This window comes from Kordiimonas laminariae (assembly GCF_023008165.1).
GTDB classification, from domain to species: Bacteria; Pseudomonadota; Alphaproteobacteria; order Sphingomonadales; family Kordiimonadaceae; genus Kordiimonas; species Kordiimonas laminariae.
Genome location: NZ_JAKQZA010000005.1, coordinates 390,661 through 407,153, shown reverse-complemented (window position 1 = coordinate 407,153; position 16,493 = coordinate 390,661). Strand labels below are relative to the sequence as shown.

At 47.5% G+C, this 16,493-nt stretch carries 19 protein-coding genes; 9 read left to right on the top strand and 10 right to left on the bottom strand.

Annotated features, from left to right (window positions below):
* The first annotated feature begins 19 nt into the window (after positions 1–19).
* The 4 genes from sufD (at position 20) to MF542_RS12790 (ending at position 3,461) form a co-directional block, all read left to right on the top strand.
* On the top strand, positions 20–1,306 hold the full coding sequence (gene sufD / locus MF542_RS12805; protein ID WP_247020050.1) for a Fe-S cluster assembly protein SufD: 1,287 nt from the start codon (positions 20–22) through the stop codon (positions 1,304–1,306).
* A gap of 3 nt (positions 1,307–1,309) precedes the next feature.
* On the top strand, positions 1,310–2,551 hold the full coding sequence (locus tag MF542_RS12800) for a cysteine desulfurase (RefSeq protein WP_247020048.1): 1,242 nt from the start codon (positions 1,310–1,312) through the stop codon (positions 2,549–2,551).
* A gap of 74 nt (positions 2,552–2,625) precedes the next feature.
* On the top strand, positions 2,626–3,120 hold the full coding sequence (locus MF542_RS12795) for an SUF system Fe-S cluster assembly protein (RefSeq protein WP_425531254.1): 495 nt from the start codon (positions 2,626–2,628) through the stop codon (positions 3,118–3,120).
* Positions 3,121–3,131: 11 nt separating this feature from the next.
* Positions 3,132–3,461, top strand: coding sequence for a HesB/IscA family protein (locus MF542_RS12790; protein ID WP_247020044.1), 330 nt, complete (start codon positions 3,132–3,134; stop codon positions 3,459–3,461).
* Between the two features lie 41 nt (positions 3,462–3,502).
* Here MF542_RS12790 and MF542_RS12785 read toward each other — a convergent pair whose 3' ends face one another.
* The 9 genes from MF542_RS12785 to hemC form a co-directional block, all read right to left on the bottom strand.
* Positions 3,503–4,288, bottom strand: a complete 786-nt coding sequence (locus MF542_RS12785; protein ID WP_247020042.1) for a sulfotransferase domain-containing protein — start codon at positions 4,286–4,288, stop codon at positions 3,503–3,505.
* 6 nt (positions 4,289–4,294) lie between these two features.
* A complete protein-coding gene (locus MF542_RS12780) occupies positions 4,295–5,953 on the bottom strand; it encodes a U32 family peptidase (protein ID WP_247020040.1) in 1,659 nt (552 codons plus the stop codon).
* Positions 5,954–5,968: 15 nt separating this feature from the next.
* A complete protein-coding gene (trhO, locus tag MF542_RS12775; protein WP_247020038.1) occupies positions 5,969–6,967 on the bottom strand; it encodes an oxygen-dependent tRNA uridine(34) hydroxylase TrhO in 999 nt (332 codons plus the stop codon).
* A 92-nt stretch (positions 6,968–7,059) separates the two neighbouring features.
* Positions 7,060–7,350: a helix-turn-helix domain-containing protein gene (locus MF542_RS12770; RefSeq protein WP_247020036.1), complete on the bottom strand. Its 291-nt coding sequence runs from the start codon at positions 7,348–7,350 to the stop codon at positions 7,060–7,062.
* A gap of 12 nt (positions 7,351–7,362) precedes the next feature.
* Positions 7,363–7,800 (bottom strand): hypothetical protein, encoded by a 438-nt coding sequence (locus MF542_RS12765; protein WP_247020034.1) that lies wholly within the window; start codon positions 7,798–7,800, stop codon positions 7,363–7,365.
* A gap of 257 nt (positions 7,801–8,057) precedes the next feature.
* A complete protein-coding gene (locus MF542_RS12760) occupies positions 8,058–9,410 on the bottom strand; it encodes a heme biosynthesis protein HemY (protein ID WP_247020032.1) in 1,353 nt (450 codons plus the stop codon).
* A gap of 3 nt (positions 9,411–9,413) precedes the next feature.
* On the bottom strand, positions 9,414–10,643 hold the full coding sequence (locus MF542_RS12755; RefSeq protein WP_247020030.1) for a COG4223 family protein: 1,230 nt from the start codon (positions 10,641–10,643) through the stop codon (positions 9,414–9,416).
* A gap of 16 nt (positions 10,644–10,659) precedes the next feature.
* Positions 10,660–11,358 (bottom strand): uroporphyrinogen-III synthase, encoded by a 699-nt coding sequence (locus MF542_RS12750; RefSeq protein WP_247020028.1) that lies wholly within the window; start codon positions 11,356–11,358, stop codon positions 10,660–10,662.
* Positions 11,355–12,314, bottom strand: a complete 960-nt coding sequence (gene hemC / locus MF542_RS12745) for a hydroxymethylbilane synthase (protein WP_247020026.1) — start codon at positions 12,312–12,314, stop codon at positions 11,355–11,357. The genes MF542_RS12750 and hemC overlap by 4 nt, the downstream gene beginning before the upstream one ends.
* 144 nt (positions 12,315–12,458) lie before the next feature.
* On the opposite strand from hemC, the gene tsaD reads away from it, so the two are divergent.
* Genes tsaD through MF542_RS12720 form a run of 5 tightly spaced genes read left to right on the top strand, consistent with a single transcriptional unit; the run spans position 12,459 to position 15,741 of the window.
* Positions 12,459–13,580, top strand: a complete 1,122-nt coding sequence (tsaD, locus tag MF542_RS12740) for a tRNA (adenosine(37)-N6)-threonylcarbamoyltransferase complex transferase subunit TsaD (RefSeq protein ID WP_247020024.1) — start codon at positions 12,459–12,461, stop codon at positions 13,578–13,580.
* 57 nt (positions 13,581–13,637) lie between these two features.
* Positions 13,638–14,630 carry an NAD(P)H-dependent glycerol-3-phosphate dehydrogenase gene (locus tag MF542_RS12735; protein WP_247020022.1) on the top strand — a complete coding sequence of 331 codons (993 nt, stop codon included), beginning with the start codon at positions 13,638–13,640 and terminating at the stop codon, positions 14,628–14,630.
* Between the two features lie 9 nt (positions 14,631–14,639).
* Positions 14,640–14,939, top strand: a complete 300-nt coding sequence (locus tag MF542_RS12730) for a YciI family protein (protein ID WP_247020020.1) — start codon at positions 14,640–14,642, stop codon at positions 14,937–14,939.
* An 11-nt stretch (positions 14,940–14,950) separates the two neighbouring features.
* Positions 14,951–15,361 (top strand): EVE domain-containing protein, encoded by a 411-nt coding sequence (locus MF542_RS12725; RefSeq protein WP_247020018.1) that lies wholly within the window; start codon positions 14,951–14,953, stop codon positions 15,359–15,361.
* Positions 15,361–15,741, top strand: coding sequence for a Rieske (2Fe-2S) protein (locus MF542_RS12720; RefSeq protein ID WP_247020016.1), 381 nt, complete (start codon positions 15,361–15,363; stop codon positions 15,739–15,741). Before MF542_RS12725 ends, MF542_RS12720 begins: the two co-directional genes overlap by 1 nt.
* On the opposite strand, the gene MF542_RS12715 is transcribed toward MF542_RS12720, so the two are convergent.
* The gene (locus MF542_RS12715; RefSeq protein WP_247020014.1) at positions 15,742–16,410 is read right to left on the bottom strand and encodes a hypothetical protein; all 669 of its coding nucleotides are present in this window, start codon (positions 16,408–16,410) and stop codon (positions 15,742–15,744) included.
* Between the last annotated feature and the right edge of the window lie 83 nt (positions 16,411–16,493).

Below are 16,493 nucleotides of genomic sequence, written 5' to 3'. Positions count from 1 at the left end.
GGGTTTGAAGGAGAAGCAAGTGCAAGAGCAACTTACTGAAGGATATAAAGCCCAGGCGGAGACCTTGATGGGAACAGTACCCGGTGCAGATTCACTGCGCCAAAGTGCCCTGAAGGAATTCGAAGGTATTGGTTTTCCAACCAACCGTACCGAAGAATGGCGTTATAGCGATACCAAAGCACTGCGGGCCGAAGAGTTTGCACTCGCAGGTACATCAACCTCAGCGGAAATTGCAGCACCTCTTGGTGAAACTGCTGCCCGTTTTGTGTTTGTAAACGGCCGTTACGCTGAAGAACTGAGCGATCTTGGTGACCTATGGCAGGCAATGCCTATTCGCCCGCTCGCTAATCATTTTATGGCGAACCCCGACCGCGCAACAGAGCTTATCCGCGGTAATGACGGTGTAAGCCTGCTGAATACGGCCCTTATGCGTGATGGCCTTGTCCTTTCTGTACCTGCAGGTATTGAAATTGATGAGCCGATCGAAATTGTACATGTGATGGATGGTGCCGATCAGGCCGCCGCACACACCCGCCATGTTATAGAACTTGGCGAAGGTGCAGAAATCACTGTGATCGAACATTTTGTTGGCGATGCATCTGCATACTGGACCAACAGTGTGCTTCAGGCCCGTATCGCTGAAGGCGCTAAACTGCGCCATGTTCGTTTACAGGAAGAAGGCGAGGCAGCAACACATACAGCAAAAGCTTATGTGAACCTTGATGCCGAAAGCGAGTATTACTGTGTGAATATGTCTGTGGGCGGAAAAGCTGCACGCTTTGAAGCGCATGTTCGTGTACTGGGCGAAGAAGCCGATGCGCATGTTGATGGTGTATCGCTCGCTGGTACGGGACAAAACCACGATACGCTTACACACGTAAGCCATATGGTACCAAACGCAACAAGTGATCAGATTTTCCGCACTGTGGCTGACACACGCGGGAAAACAGCTTTCCAAGGCAAGGTTACTGTTGTGAAAGATGCCCAGCTCACTGAAGCAGACCAGTCTTTCAAGGCCCTTGTGTTTGATAAAACGGCAGAAGCCAATTCAAAGCCTGAGCTTGAAATTTTAGCTGATGATGTAAAATGTAGCCACGGCGCTACCATTGGCCAGTTAGACGATAAAGCGATCTTTTATCTGACATCCCGCGGGATTGATCCGGTAACAGCGCGTAAAATCCTTGTGGAAGCCTTCACCGCAGATGCATTGGTAAACATAGAAAATGAGGCCCTGCGAGAAACACTGGTTGAGCGTATCCGTGTTTGGATGGCAAGCCGCGCTGAAAATGTAGGCGCTGGAGAGTAGAGTATGAATGAGTTCGCCCCAATTGGTGGATTAGATGTAGCAAGCATCCGCGCACAGTTCCCTATTCTGAAGGAAACAGTACACGGCAAGCCGCTGGTATTTCTTGATACAGCCGCGAGCGCACAGCGCCCGTCTTCAGTGATTAATGCTGAAGTTGAACTGTATGAGAAATACTATGCCAACATCCACCGGGGCGTTTACAAGTTCAGCCAGGATGCCACCACTGCCTATGAGAAAACCCGTGAAAGCGTGCGTGCTTTCATCGGCGCAAAACATAAGCGTGAGTGTATTTTCGTACGCGGTGCCACTGAAGGTATCAACTTAGTTGCCCAAACATGGGGGCGTGCAAACCTGAAGGAAGGGGATGAAATCCTCCTTACCTACCTTGAGCACCATTCAAACATCGTGCCTTGGCAGTTGGTTGCGGAAGAAAAAGGCGCAACGGTAAAAGCTGTGCCTGTACTTGAAGATGGCAGCCTTGATATGGATGCCTACCGGAACATGCTGAACGAGCGCACCAAAATGGTAGCTTTCACACATGTATCCAACTCAATAGGCACCCAGACAGACGCCAAAGAAATTATCCGTCACGCGCATGATGCAGGCGCCCTTACGCTCATTGATGGGTGTCAGGCTGCGCCGCACCTCAAGATTGATGTGCAGGATCTGGATGCTGATTTTTATGCCTTCTCGGCTCATAAAATGTATGGCCCGACAGGCATTGGTGTGATTTACGGTAAAGAAGCACTTCTTGATGCAATGCCGCCGTGGCAAGGTGGCGGGGATATGATCTCTACCGTTACATTCGAGAAGACTACCTTCAATGATCTGCCGCATAAGTTCGAAGCAGGTACACCGAATATTGCAGGCGGCATTGGCTTCGACCATGCGATTGCATTTATGAATGAGATCGGCATTGAGCGCATAGCAGCTCACGAGGCTGATCTCTTGAAGTATGCCACAGAACAACTATCTGCCATGAATAGCGTACGTTTGATTGGTACAGCACCGAAGAAAGGTGCACTGATTAGTTTTGTGATGGAACATGCGCACCCGCACGATATAGGTACTATCCTTGACCAACAAGGTATCGCCGTTCGTGCCGGTCACCACTGTGCTCAGCCGATTATGGATAATTTTTCCATCCCCGGCACAGTAAGGGCAAGTTTTGGTGTTTATAATGACAGGAGCGATGTAGATGCTCTTGTGGTTGGCTTAAAGAAAGTAATGGATATTTTTGGATGACCGAGAACCGAGCAACCCGCGATATTTTGGACCTGAGCGTACCAAGTGGTGACGCTGATTATCCTGCGGATAATATGCCGAAAAAATCTGTTGAACGCCCGCGTGTTGATATGGCTGGCGTCGAAGCTGCAACACAGCCAGAGGTAAGCCCACAGGAAGGTGGCTATTTCCTCAACAAGTTTCTTGAGCAAACCGAGAAAAATGAAGCTGAAGCAGCAGCAAAAGAAGAGGCAGCCAACACTCCCGTTGAAGCACCAGCAGATGCTGAAACACTGCAGGCAAACATTATTGAAGCGCTCCGCGAAATTTATGACCCGGAAATTCCAGTAAACATCTATGAAATGGGCCTTATCTATAGCGTTGATGTGGCATCTGATTTCTCGGTATCCGTTACTATGACTCTTACAACACCTCATTGCCCAGTAGCTGAAACCATGCCTGGTGAAGTAGAACTGAAAGTAAGTGGTGTGGCTGGCGTGAACGGTGTAACTGTGAACCTTGTTTGGGAACCAGCATGGGATATGAGCCGTATGTCTGATGAAGCACGCCTTGAACTGGGTCTACTCTAGGAGATATGAGCATGAAATCAGCAGTATCCATAACAGATAAAGCCGCAGAGCATATCAAAGCGCTTCTTGCCAAAAAACCGGAAGCTAGAGGTTTACTTCTCGGCACGGAAACACACGGCTGTTCTGGTCTTGGTTATACCGTTGATTATGTGCTGGATGATGCTGGTGACTATGAAGTGGTGGAAGACAAAGGCGTGAAAGTGTTTGTAGACCGTAAAGCACTACTTTTCATTCTCGGCACGGAAATGGATTGGGAAGACAGTATGTTTTCAACTGGCTTTAAGTTTTCCAATCCCAATGAAAAAGGCCGATGTGGTTGCGGAGAAAGCTTCCACGTTTAGAAATTTAAAAGGCTCCTAACAGTGGGCCTTTTTCTTTACCTTCATGACGATGTCCAATGAGAAACATCAAGCCCCGTAAGCTCAGCAGTTTTTGCCGTATCTTCACGATATAGATCTACAAGATACTGTTTATCCTCATCTGCGATTTTACCTAAGCCAGTCTGCTTTCTGGTTGGTAAGATATTTTCATTTTCGGGATACTTGGAGAAGGGTAATACCCCCAAAAACTCACAAATTCTATCAAGTACACCTCGCTGCTCATTACGAAGCTGATCATTATCTAGAAAAAGTACTTGTTCACGAGGGAAATACTCAAACAACCTCTCTACTTGAGGCGCATAAAAGCCTCGTTCCACATAACTGAAAATACGGTGGCATCCATACATAGAACCCTTGTTATTCGTTACTCGTACTCGGCCATCCCGAATAACAACAGGAAACTTGTAGCGATCATACTGCCGTGAAACTTCCATTTCCCAATGTGAAAAAGCTCGCTTAACCGGATCCCGTAAAATAACTATAAGTTTGGTACTTGGGTTATATTTGTAAATTCTTTCTATTGAAGGTTGCCAATACGTATAAATTGGCGTCGCCTCACCCAGAATTTGCCCTTCTGAAGGAGCGAAGAAAGCAAGATACCTGCTATAATCTGGACTATTCCAGTCTATCGTTTCATCGTCAAAGAAATGTACTTCTTTACGTTTAGGCATAGCCAACTGGGGATGAGATCGCAAAAACTTATCAAGCGCAGTAGTACCCCCTTTTTGCACACCTGCAATAATAAACGATACTTTCACCGACTGCTCCCCAATTTGATCAAAATGCACTATACCTTATCCAATAGCTTCATCCAGTTCTTCTTCTGTCATTTTCTTCTCAAGCAGTTGTCCTTGCTTTTTCTTTGCAAGCAGTGTTCGCGCTTTCTTATACAACGGATCGTGCCAGAACATCAGACAACCATTACACCCCTTCCCACAGCACCCTTCAGTACCCCTGCGTGGTGTTTTAAAAGTGCGGTCACTGTCTCGCTCATCAAGAGACTGCTGCAGCTTCTCCCGCTTTTCCTCATAACCTTGCTGGGTGCCTCGCCCAAGCTCCAGTTTCTGGCTTTCTGTATCCAGCTTAATCCGGTCCCACTGTTCTTGTGTGAGTGCTTTTTCCTTACGGATAATGGTCATCGCTGGGAAATCATTCTTGAGCGAAGAAACCTTCTCTTGATCGAACAGACTGAACGGTACCCTGATAAGCGGTGTCGTGCTGGCATTCACTTCTTCTGTCACACGGCCATTTTCCGCATTTTCATATTCATATAGGCGGATAAGCATAATATCCCGGCGTTTCGGTGAAACAAACTCAAGCACATCACCTGCGATCAGTTTGTTTTTCACCTTAAGGATATAGGCATCTTCCCGCATTTCATGAATTACAGCCGCATATTCATAATCTGCAAGTGTATATGTTTCTTCAAACCCGTGCGCATAGTTGGTAAGGCGCCCATCATGGAACGCAAGCGTGTAACCACGGTTTGGAACCGTCGACAGCTCCTTCATATAATCATCGGCACGCCAATTTGTGGGGTCATTATACCAATCATCAATCGCCATACGGTATGCGCGTGCCACAAGGCCAACATAGTATGGGCTTTTGCCTCTTCCTTCCACCTTCAGGCTATCAACTCCAATGGATAGGAGATCATTGAGCTTCGGCATAATACAGAGATCTTTGGAATTGAGGATATAGGTACCACGTTGGTCTTCCTCAATCGGCAGCAGTTCACCCGGGCGGTAATCTTCCTCAAGGAAAAACTCGAATAGTTCAAGGTTTTCTTCCGTGAGATTCAGCTCCTTAACCGTACCGTCTTTAAGGCCCATATGCACTTTATACTTCCAGCGGCAACTGTTTGCGCATGCGCCTTGGTTCGCTCCGCGTTCCGCCATAAAGTTAGAAAGCATACAGCGGCCAGAATAGGTCATGCACATAGAGCCGTGGACAAAAGCCTCTAGCTTGATATCCGGGCATTTTTCGCGGATTTCTTTCAGCTCTTCGTAGGAAACCTCACGGCCAAGTACTACAAGCTTTGCACCCAGATCCTGCCAGAACTTTACTGAATGCCACGAACATACATTAGCCTGCGTTGAGATATGGAGTTCAAGCTCAGGCGCATGTTCTTTCACATACATAAATACACCTGGATCAGCCACGATAAGCCCATCAGGTTTTACTTTACGTACGGTTTCCACAAACTGCGGCAGTTTGGTAATGTCTTTATTATGGGAGAATAGATTGAGCGTGAGATACACGCGTTTGCCGAAGCTATGAGCAAACTCCACGCCTTCAACCACTTCCTCAAGCGAGAAAGCAGATTTGGTGCGGAGCGACATATCAGGGGTACCAAGGTAGACAGCATCAGCACCATACAGCACCGCTGCCTTTAGCTTTTCCAGATTGCCTGCCGGCATTAAAAGCTCTGAGCGGTGCGTACGTTCTGTCATCTTGTCCTCTATATATTAGCCCTCGCCAGCCTCCGCCCTCTCGCGGTCAGCTTCCTTTTGGGCAGCCTTTTTCGCCTGCGCTTCTGTGCGCACATGTTCCATATCAACGGCCAAATGCTCTTCATTGCGCTTCTTTGCAAGCTCAATCTGCTTTTGGCGCTCTTTTGACGCAGCCTTCTTTTCATCAGACAAGCTATCGAAACAGCGTGGGCAGCTTACGCCCTTCTCATATTTCGGAGATTTTTTCTCTTCTTCCGTGATAGGCCAGCGGCAACCATAACACTGGTCATACTCGCCTTCTTCAAGACCATGACCAACAGAAATACGGCTATCAAAAACAAAGCACTGGCCTTCCCACATGCTTTCTTCCGCTGGCACTTCTTCAAGATACTTCAGGATACCACCTTCAAGGTGATACACATCCTCATATCCTTGTGCTTTCATATAGGCTGTGGATTTTTCGCAGCGAATACCACCCGTACAGAACATGGCCACTTTCTTCTTTGAACGCAGCATTTCTTCATTGTCTTTTTCCCACTGCGGGAATTCGCGGAAGGTCTCTGTCTCCGGATCAACTGCACCTTTGAAAGTACCAATTTCATATTCATAATCGTTGCGGGTATCAACGAGCACCACATCAGGATCACTGATAAGCGCGTTCCAGTCTTTCGGTTTAACGTAAGTACCAACGATATCATTCGGGTCAGTACCCGGCACACCCATGGTTACGATTTCTTTCTTGAGCCGAACCTTCATACGGAGGAACGGTGCATCCTCTGCCCAGCTTTCTTTGTGCACAAGATCTGTGAACTCTGGGATACTGTGAAGGTAAGCGAGAAGCGCGCGAACGCCAGCTTCAGGGCCAGCTACTGTACCGTTAATACCTTCTTCCGCAAGGAGGAGTGTACCCTTCACATCGTTATCGTCACAAACCTGCTTTAAAGGTTCCTGAATGTCTTTATAGTGTGGGAGACGCACAAATTTATAGAGCGCTGCAACCAAATAGTTAGACATGGTCTTTTCCTAATCCATACAATAATTGGCGGCTCTCATACGCTGTTTTCCCGAAAAGTTCAAGAAAACTGCGATATACGGCAAAGCTATGCTTAAAGTACAATCCCAATTGCCAGCCCCATACCAAAAGCAAAGGCGACAACTACGAGCAACAACGGATCAATATTTAAGCCTGCCTTTGACGCTGTATCTTCCACAATGATTTGTTTTTGCGGGATTTCCAGTACAGCACAGAGACTGAGGACAGTCTCTGGTGACGCAACTCCCAAACGCTCAACCCGCTGAACAGTACGCAAACTTAAATCACATGCTTCCGCCAAATGCTGCTGGGTCCAGCTCTTGGCGTTACGATTCTCTTTTATTAAAGCAGCATTAATTTGCACCTTGCCACCCCTCTAAAATGTCTTCGCAAGATATTCGCCAAGTGCGGCACCCAGAACTCCTGCAACCACACCTGCGACGAAGCACTGGAAAATGGTCTTCTTGAAATTCCTGCTTTTCATCGGCTTGCGGATATCATGACCAATTTGCTTGTCATTTTTATACAGAGTACATTCAAGTTCCGCTTTCATTAAGCTCTTCATATAGAACGTAAGCCTGTAGCGGTCCTTACCAATGGTGAATTCGTGTTCAGTTGTACGGGAAGTAGCATTGCGCTTTTCAGATACAAGCTGATCGTTGAAATACACCCACTCCTTACCGTTCCAAACGGAACCGTTAGCGGCAATTTCTTCTTCACCATCCTCAAAAACAAACCAGTAACCATCACGTAAGGTTACTTCTTCAATGTTCATGTTTCTGTCTCGCTTCACCGAATTTGTCATTGCAGTCATGATTAGTCCTATCAGTAATATGTATTTAATCGCCATAAGTTTTTCCATTCGGCGTTATTGCCGTTTGTCCTTTGCGGTGATTTGCATATTGGTGAAAACACGAAAAAATACGCCGACAGCAGTGCGCCAGTACCCCTTATTGGCGTATGACACAAGGTGTGTCGCATAAAAAAAGTCGCAGAAAGCTGCGACTTTAAGGGTATCATTCTTGAAAGACTAAAATGAATGCGCCACGACGACAGGCGCATTAAACAAGTTTACACAGCTTTATCATCAGCTAGCAGTGCAATGGTTGCTTCGCTTTGTTGGTGCTTTTTGTGACCAGAGACAATATCAGCTTTCTTTTGCCAAAGGGTCGTATCAAACCCATCACAGCTTTCACAAAGCGGTGCCCACATACGCGGCTGATGCCCGCAATCTGTACACTGCCAAATGGCACCTTCAAGGGCATGCTCAAGAGCCGTTTCTACTGGATCAGGGTCTTCGCCAAGCGCATGAACAAGCGCGAGTTTATATTGCCATGCCGTACGTGTAGGGTGTTCTGCAAGCAAACGGTCAAGTACCGGTTTTGCGCCGGAATATTCCTGTGCATCCATCAAGGCATCAGTGAGAAGTAATAAGGATTCTGGATGATCCGGATTCTTTGCCACAAGTGCTCGCACACGCGAGAGCCACCCTGCCGGAGCTTCAGCGGCATCCAGTTCCTTGTAAAGCTTCGCATAAGACGGATGTGGTTCCTGCCCCCAAGCATCCATAATGATTTTTTCAGCTTTCTTACCGTTACCACCTGAAAGCTCAAGTCTCGCCAGCGCTGAAACCGCAGCATAAAAAGCTGGCTGTAACGACATAGCTTTCTTAAAGCCTTTACGTGCTAAATCGCGATCACCTTTCAGGTTATGTTCCGCAGCCTCCGCGTATGCAAGGGTTGCTTGATGGCGCTTGCCAATATCATCAGCAACCAAGCCTTCTTTCATCACCTTGGAAAGGGCCGCTGAAGCCTGCTCCCAATTCCCTGCTGCAACCTCAAGGGCAAAGAGCGTTTTCAAAACCCACGGGCTTTTTCTGTTTTCTTCAAAAGCAACCCGAGCAAGGCGCAAAGCTTCACTTTCCCGGCCGGTACGGCGTGCCTCTGAAAGCAGTCCACGCAGCCCAAGGAAGCGCCCTTCATCGGTTTCTTCAAGCGCTGCAAACCTTTTCGCGGCTTCTTTATGATTACCTCCACGTTGGGCTGCTTCTGCAGCGATCAAATGCACCATCGGCTGCGGCGGTAATAATACCTCGGCCTGTCCAGCCAATCGCCCGGCTAATTTATGATCACCCGCTGACAGTGCCACAAGAGATTGGTTTAGAAGCTTGAGACCACGCTGTTGGCGCTTTACCACCTGATTACTACCGAAAAGTGGCATATCACGCTTTATCCAGCCCACAAGCCACACCATACCACCAGTAAGCGCAGCCAAACCAACGGCAACAAATGCAAGAGAAGCGAAACTTGCGTAAATTCGGCGGCCTTGAAAATCAATTGCCACTTCACCAGGGTTATCAGCGAGCCAAACCGCCGCTACTGACACAATCAAAATTGCCAGAAACCAGAATATGATCCGTACCATATCTTATTCTCCGGCTCTAACTGGTGAACCGGCGTTGGTCGCAGCCTTGATCATACGGCTTACAGCAGCATCTGCTTCAACATAGGCCTTGGCTTTTGCTGTCCAAGGAGCCATAGCTTCTTTGACAGGAACAGAGAGAGCTTCTAATGCTTTCAAAGCACCTGCCGTATCTCGAGCAGCCAGCCTTCTTTCCGCCTGCAAAAACACTGCGTCATCACCCGATGCACCAGCATCTGTTCTTCGGCTGGTAAAAAGACTGCTGAGGAAACCACCATCAGCTTTTTCTCCGGCCGTTAATGCGCCTGATACAGCGGCATCAAAATCACGTACCAGCGAAATATAAGGGCTGATCCCTGCCGAATGAGTTTCCAAACGCGCGAATTCAGCTCCCATCAGCTGCTGATCAATCGCTGGCAAATCTGCAATATCTGTGCGTAAGGCATCCAGTTCAGAAGAGAAATCAAGACCAGCAAGTACCCGATCTTTTAAACGAACAAGTGCCAGCACCAAACGACCACGCGGACTTGCTTCAAGAGCACCAGCCTGTACAGCCGTTACACTGTTTTCAATAGCATCAAGGCGTGCTTTGAATTGAGCATTCTCTGCTTTTGCAAGCGTCAAAGCGCCACGAAGCTGAGAAACTTCAGGGTCAGCTTCGCTATTCAGCGCGCTTAGGCGTGCGATATCGCCTGTTAAGCGTTCTACATCTGCCTTAAGCGTCACAAGCTGAGCAGAATCATCAATATTGCCGACAGCAGGGTTACTAGCAGCGGCAAGCTCTAACTGACGCTGCAAATCCGCACGTGCTGTATTGGCTGCTGTAATATCAGCAGATTGCTGAGCAAGAATTTCTTTGTAAGTAGCAAGGCTAGCTTTCAAAGCATCAATTTCTGCCTCTAATGCGCTGCTATCAAAAGGAACCGAAGCCGGAACAGTTCCCACGCTTACACCCTCATTTAAAAGGCCAAGCGCAATTAACTGTTTTTCCGCATAAGGCGCTGCAAACAAACCACCAACAAAGGCTGCTAAAACACCTGCCGTGATCCAGCCCGCTTTTCCTGATGAGGTTTTAACCACCGCAGACTTCTTATCCTCGAACTTTGGAGTTTCAGAAGACACAGTTTCTTCAATGATTTCGGCTTCTATGAACTCAGTAGCTTCTGATGCAGAAGCTGACTGACTATTCTGATCTTGCGGAAGCTCGGTTTCATCCGTATTTGATGCTTCTGCCATTTTATTCCCCGCCAATTTATCTACTTAGTAGGCTTAAGAGTGCTTTTTCCTCAGGCATGATAGACCGCTTGATCTCTCTCCATGGCCCTAACAAACTATCCGCTACCCGCTCAGAAAGGCAGTAAGCATCCAGTTTGGGGAGCCAGTCATGGAAACCGCATTCAGATATCGCTTCTTCAAAGATGGTGGCTGTACGCGGAGAATAAAAGAGGACTGCATCAATTCCGCCATTTTCCATCATTTCCTGTACCGCAGGCGGGAAAGCCCGATTAGGGAGAGATTGATAGGTGACAGTATTTTCTGCATCCAACCCAGCATCACGCAGGACCGAAGCAATATTATAGGCGATTTCACTGCCACATAGGTGGCTATAGTCCCGTTTTTGTTTATCGCCGCACTCTAGAAGAAGCGGCACAAGCTGGCGAGCAGTTCCCGGGCCAACCGTTATATTGGTAAAACCTTGCGAACGGGCAACTTCTGCTGTTTGTTCGCCCACAGCAAAGATAGGACGATCTTTTTTTCCTATATTTGCAAGACCATACCGTGCACCATTTTTACTGGTTACCACGAGCGTACGAGATTCATCTGGAATCTCAAAAGAGACCGGTGCAATCTTGATCATGGGCGCATAAAGAACATGATATCCAAGCGCTTCCAGTTTCTGCCCTGTTTCCCCGGCTTCTGTCTCCGGGCGCGTTACAAGAATAGTTTTCATGCGATCGCTTCTTGTACTTCCTTGTTAAGTTTTTCGAAGAAAGCTTGGCCTGCTTCTGCTTTTATGTCCAGCCCAACTTTATTTCCGAGAGCATTTGCAGCCTCTAAAGTCGCATCCGTTTCCGCGTTTCGCTCAAAAATCTTCGAACCATCAAGCGATAACAACTGCGCTTTCATAAGGATATGATCACCATCAACAGTAGCATGCGCAGCAATTGGTGTGCGGCATGAACCGTCAAGCGCCGCCAAATACGCGCGCTCGGCTATCACTTCAAGTTCTGTCTTTGAACAATGAAGTGGGGCAAGCATATCTCGCATACGGTCATCATTTTCCCGGATTTCTACAGTGACAGCCCCTTGTGCCGGCGCCGGCAGAAATTCCTCCAGTGAGAGTTTTTCTGTAGCAGCACTTTGCATATCCATACGGTTCAATCCGGCAAGCGCGAGGAAGGTTGCATCTGCTTCCCCTTCACCCAACTTTCTTAACCGCGTTTGAACATTACCGCGGAAAGTAACCACCTTAAGATCGGGACGAAGATGAAGAGCCTGAGCGCGACGGCGCAGAGAAGCTGTACCCAGAATCGCACCCTTAGGAAGATCGAGGAAATGAGAAAATTTCTCGCTGATAAACACATCACGTGGATCTTCTCTAGGTAGGAATACGGTCAAACATAAACCTTCTGGCAACTCTGTAGGCATATCCTTGCTTGAATGTACGGCGCAATCGATACTTCCATCAAGGAGCGCTTCTTCGATCTCCTTGGTGAACAGACCTTTGCCACCAGCGGTCATTAAATGCTTATCAAGAATACGATCACCTGAAGTTTTTATAACAACAATCTCGATCTGCTCTTCACTCAGGCCGTCATGTGCCTTAAGAAGGCGTGCCTTTACATCATTTGCTTGTGCGAGTGCCAGAGGGCTGCCTCGTGTGCCGATTTTGATCGATTGTTGCAAGATACTTGCTCCCGGTGCTATGGGCTTACAAAACGCTAGTGTGCTAGCATATATAAGCGGCATCCACAGTTTTTGAAACTCTATTTGCTTAGGGTTATAGAAGTATTACGGTTCGGCCCCAAGCCCAAAGATGGATTTATTATCATGACACAAGCCACTGAGACGCCTGACAAAAAGCCGCAGCGCCCCTTTGTGCTTGGAATTGAAACCAGCTGCGACGAAACCGCTGCCGCTATTGTTAGTGCTGACAAACAAATTCTGGCTCACCAGGTACTTTCACAAATTGATGACCACAGCGAATATGGTGGTGTGGTGCCCGAAATTGCAGCGCGTCAACATATCTCTAATCTGGACCATCTGGTGGCTGGCGTCTTGAAAGACGCTAACATCTCAATGGCAGATTTAGATGCCGTGGCTGCGACAACAGGCCCCGGGCTTGTAGGTGGTCTGATGGTTGGCGTTATGACGGCAAAAGCAGTCGCAAGAGCCGCTGGCAAGCCCTATGTGGCTGTAAATCACCTTGAAGGCCATGCCCTTACAGCACGGCTTGTTGAGGATATTAAATTTCCTTATCTACTTCTTCTAGTATCCGGCGGACACTGCCAACTCCTAAGTGTAAGCGGTGTTGGAAAATACAAACGCCTAGGCACGACAATTGATGATGCCGTTGGAGAAGCTTTTGATAAAACTGCCAAACTACTGGGGCTCGGGTACCCCGGAGGCCCAGCGGTAGAAAAAGAAGCAGTAAAAGGGAACCCAACCCGCTTCAAACTACCGCGCCCGCTTATCGGCAAACCCGGATGTGACTTTTCCTTCTCAGGCTTAAAGACGGCAGTACGACGAACAGCTGAGGCATGCGTGAAAGAACGAGGCGCTTTATATGCAGATGACCGTGCAGATATCTGCGCGGCTTTCCAAACCACGATTGCCGCATGCCTTACCAACAGGCTAAAGAATGCTATCAAACTGTTCCGCGAGGAAGCAGGCACTGATACACTGCCGCTTGTTGTAGCAGGAGGTGTAGCAGCTAATAAGTATCTACGCGCGGAGCTGCAAAAAACTGCTTTAGATAACAATATGACATTCCATGCTCCACCACTGGCTTTGTGTACAGACAATGGCGCCATGATAGCCTGGGCAGGAATGGAACGCTTTCTTGATGATCCATCCATTGATGATTTTGAAATGGCGCCAAGAGCGCGCTGGCCGCTGGATAGCACAGCCATACCGCTGGTCGGAAAAGGCAAAAAAGGCGCGAAGGCATAAGCACTTGCCAGTGTCTACGAGAGCAGGCAAACTATAGAAAATTTCAGGAGACTTTGAGTGCATAAGATTGGTGTTTTAGGGGCAGGAGCATGGGGAACCGCGCTAGCGGCCGCTGCAGTTGCAGCAGGTCGGGAAACCACTATATGGGCAAGAGAGCCTGAAGTTGTTTCTGCAATCAATAATACCCATGAAAACACCGTATTCCTGAAAGGCGTGGCATTAAGCGAAAAGCTCATCGCAACCGGTGATATGGCTGACCTTTCCGATAGCGACGCAATCCTTATTGTTAGCCCGGCCCAACATCTTCGCACTATGTCTGCCGAACTTGTCACGCACCTAAAGCCAGGTGTACCTCTGGTTATTTGCTCCAAGGGTATTGAGGTTTCAAGCGGCAAGCTGCTGAGTGAGGTACTTGAAGAAACAGCGCCAAACAACCCAGCTTGTATCCTGTCTGGCCCTACGTTTGCTGCGGAGGTGGCCAATGGTTTGCCTTGTGCACTTACACTGGCTGCAAAAGATAAAGCTTTAGGCGAAGCCCTGATTGACGCATTAGGCCAACCAACTTTCCGTCCGTATTATAATGATGATGTGGTTGGAGCCCAAATTGGCGGCGCAATTAAGAATGTACTGGCGATTGCCACGGGCATTGTTTCCGGTCTGAGTATTGGTGAAAATGCCCGTGCTGCTGTTATCACCCGTGGTTTGGCAGAAATTGTTCGTTTCGGTGAACTATATGGCGCTAATCCCGAGACCTTAATGGGCTTATCTGGTCTTGGCGACTTAATTCTCACATGTTCCAGTACACAGTCCCGGAATATGTCGCTAGGCAAAGCTATTGGTGAAGGCAGAACCTTTGCTGAAATTATGGCTGAACGAAACTCAGTGGCAGAGGGCGCACATACAGTAGAAATTGTTCATAAACTCGCAGTGGAAAAAGGGATTGATATGCCTATTACTGCAGCGGTTTATCATATTTTAAAAGAAGGTCAGAATGTAAATAAGGTTATGGAAAAGCTTATGACCAGACCATTTACAGAAGAAGGCGTATAGGAGGAATAGATGCTCTATGTAATTACCTGCACGGATAAAGCAAACAGCGTTGATCTGCGCATGTCTGTTCGTCCCGATCACTTGGCTTACTTGGAAACTGCCGGCGATCGCCTGAAAGTTGCTGGACCACTTTTATCTGTTGGGGAAGATCCGAAGCCAATTGGCAGCGTGATTATCATTGATGCAGCAAGTGATGCAGCGGTGCAGCTTTTTGCAGATAATGACCCCTATGCCACCGCAGGGCTTTTTGAGAAAGTAGAGATAAAGCCCTGGAAGGCAGCAGTCGGCGTTTGGGCACAATCTGAATAAAGGAACACCTTATGGCATATTGGTTGGTAAAATCTGAACCGGGTGACTGGTCATGGGAAGATCAACTCTCTGTGCCGCAAGAACCCTGGGATGGTGTTCGTAACTTCCAGGCCCAGAAAAACATGAAAGCTATGGAAGAAGGGGATCTGGTCTTCTTCTACCATTCGGGCAAATCCCGTGAAATTGTTGGCCTATGTTCCGTTGCCCGAGGGCCATACCCTGACCCAGATGATGAAAAAGGCCGTTTTTGCCTTGTTGACCTGAAGGCAGAAAAAAGCGCAAAAACCCCGCTGAATCTTACCGAAATTAAATCACGGGAAAGTCTTGCACACATCGCACTGGTTCGCCAATCCCGTCTATCAGTCATGGCCATTGATGATAAAGCATGGGCTGAAATGTATAGCGATTGTTCTTTTGACTAATGAAAAAGCCATCCCCCCTTCATCTGGAAGATCTACCAGCAGGACCTCCTGCAGGTACTAAGTTATGTAATCTGGCAGATTTACCTGAACACGGCGGGAAAGAAATAATCTTTCGGGAAGATCGGTTTCGGGTAAGTGTTTTAGTTCAGAAAAAAGATGGTATCATCAAGGTCTATGACAATCGCTGCCCTCATGCAGGCACCCCTCTAAATATGTTCGATGAAAACTTTCTGAATATTGAAGGTAGTCACCTTATTTGCCGCACACACGGTGCGCTGTTTAACCATGAAAGCGGTAAATGCATCCTAGGCCCATGTAAGGGGGAATATCTTCGAGAAGTTGCTGTTGATATGACTGACACAGCAATTTTTACACGTTGACTAAATCAATACCGTGCCGGAACGGCGCCTTTGTGGTGCAATCTGATCGGCATCGCCGGGTAGAATAATTGAAATAGCGCGCCAATGGCTTTGGCGGTATTTTTGATAAAAGTTCTTTTTGAGAATCATATTGTATTCGGGATCATAATACAGCTTCTCTCTTTGGCGCTGTTTTTTCCCCTCAATATCAAATTCGGTTGTTACATGAATTACAAATACTTTACGATCACCTGACGGTAGGGAAATTTCTTTTTCGCCTTCAACACTCATATGCACCCAAAATTGATACGTTGAGTTTTCTTCAAAGTGGGTAAAAGTGCCTTCAAAACTAGCCTCATTCCCTTTTTCCAGTGGGAATAACCCTTCCAGTTTTGATTCATTGAAATCATATTCATACTGACCATTATGACGTACGCCACCCACTGGATATAGGCCACGGTACATCTTAACAGTACGCAAATGATTACCATTCCAGTCAGACCAATCAACGGACACATATTTACCGTCAACATCAGTGATTTCTGATGTAACCTCACGGCCTTCAGCCTTGATAATAGCCTTCATGCCAATCATTGCTGTGGAGCTGGATGTTTTGCGTGCAATAGGGTCACATGCCGCAAGCAGCAACATGAGCAACAAACCCAAAATCAGCTTCATACTAGATTGCACTCGCATCAACTCCCGAGAAAAACATATATGGTAATAACACTTAGATGCGTTTTAGGGAAGTCTGTCGAGCAGAAATGCAAGGT

Excerpts from the sequence above, each read along its gene's own strand:
- MF542_RS12800 (WP_247020048.1), top strand. The coding sequence starts at position 1,310 with ATGAATGAGTTCGCCCCAATTGGTGGATTAGATGTAGCAAGCATCCGC.
- MF542_RS12795 (WP_425531254.1), top strand. The coding sequence starts at position 2,626 with ATGCCGAAAAAATCTGTTGAACGCCCGCGTGTTGATATGGCTGGCGTC.
- MF542_RS12790 (WP_247020044.1), top strand. The coding sequence starts at position 3,132 with ATGAAATCAGCAGTATCCATAACAGATAAAGCCGCAGAGCATATCAAA.
- MF542_RS12780 (WP_247020040.1), bottom strand. The coding sequence starts at position 5,953 with ATGACAGAACGTACGCACCGCTCAGAGCTTTTAATGCCGGCAGGCAAT.
- trhO (WP_247020038.1), bottom strand. The coding sequence starts at position 6,967 with ATGTCTAACTATTTGGTTGCAGCGCTCTATAAATTTGTGCGTCTCCCA.
- MF542_RS12765 (WP_247020034.1), bottom strand. The coding sequence starts at position 7,800 with ATGACTGCAATGACAAATTCGGTGAAGCGAGACAGAAACATGAACATT.
- MF542_RS12760 (WP_247020032.1), bottom strand. The coding sequence starts at position 9,410 with ATGGTACGGATCATATTCTGGTTTCTGGCAATTTTGATTGTGTCAGTA.
- MF542_RS12755 (WP_247020030.1), bottom strand. The coding sequence starts at position 10,643 with ATGGCAGAAGCATCAAATACGGATGAAACCGAGCTTCCGCAAGATCAG.
- MF542_RS12750 (WP_247020028.1), bottom strand. The coding sequence starts at position 11,358 with ATGAAAACTATTCTTGTAACGCGCCCGGAGACAGAAGCCGGGGAAACA.
- tsaD (WP_247020024.1), top strand. The coding sequence starts at position 12,459 with ATGACACAAGCCACTGAGACGCCTGACAAAAAGCCGCAGCGCCCCTTT.
- MF542_RS12730 (WP_247020020.1), top strand. The coding sequence starts at position 14,640 with ATGCTCTATGTAATTACCTGCACGGATAAAGCAAACAGCGTTGATCTG.
- MF542_RS12725 (WP_247020018.1), top strand. The coding sequence starts at position 14,951 with ATGGCATATTGGTTGGTAAAATCTGAACCGGGTGACTGGTCATGGGAA.
- MF542_RS12720 (WP_247020016.1), top strand. The coding sequence starts at position 15,361 with ATGAAAAAGCCATCCCCCCTTCATCTGGAAGATCTACCAGCAGGACCT.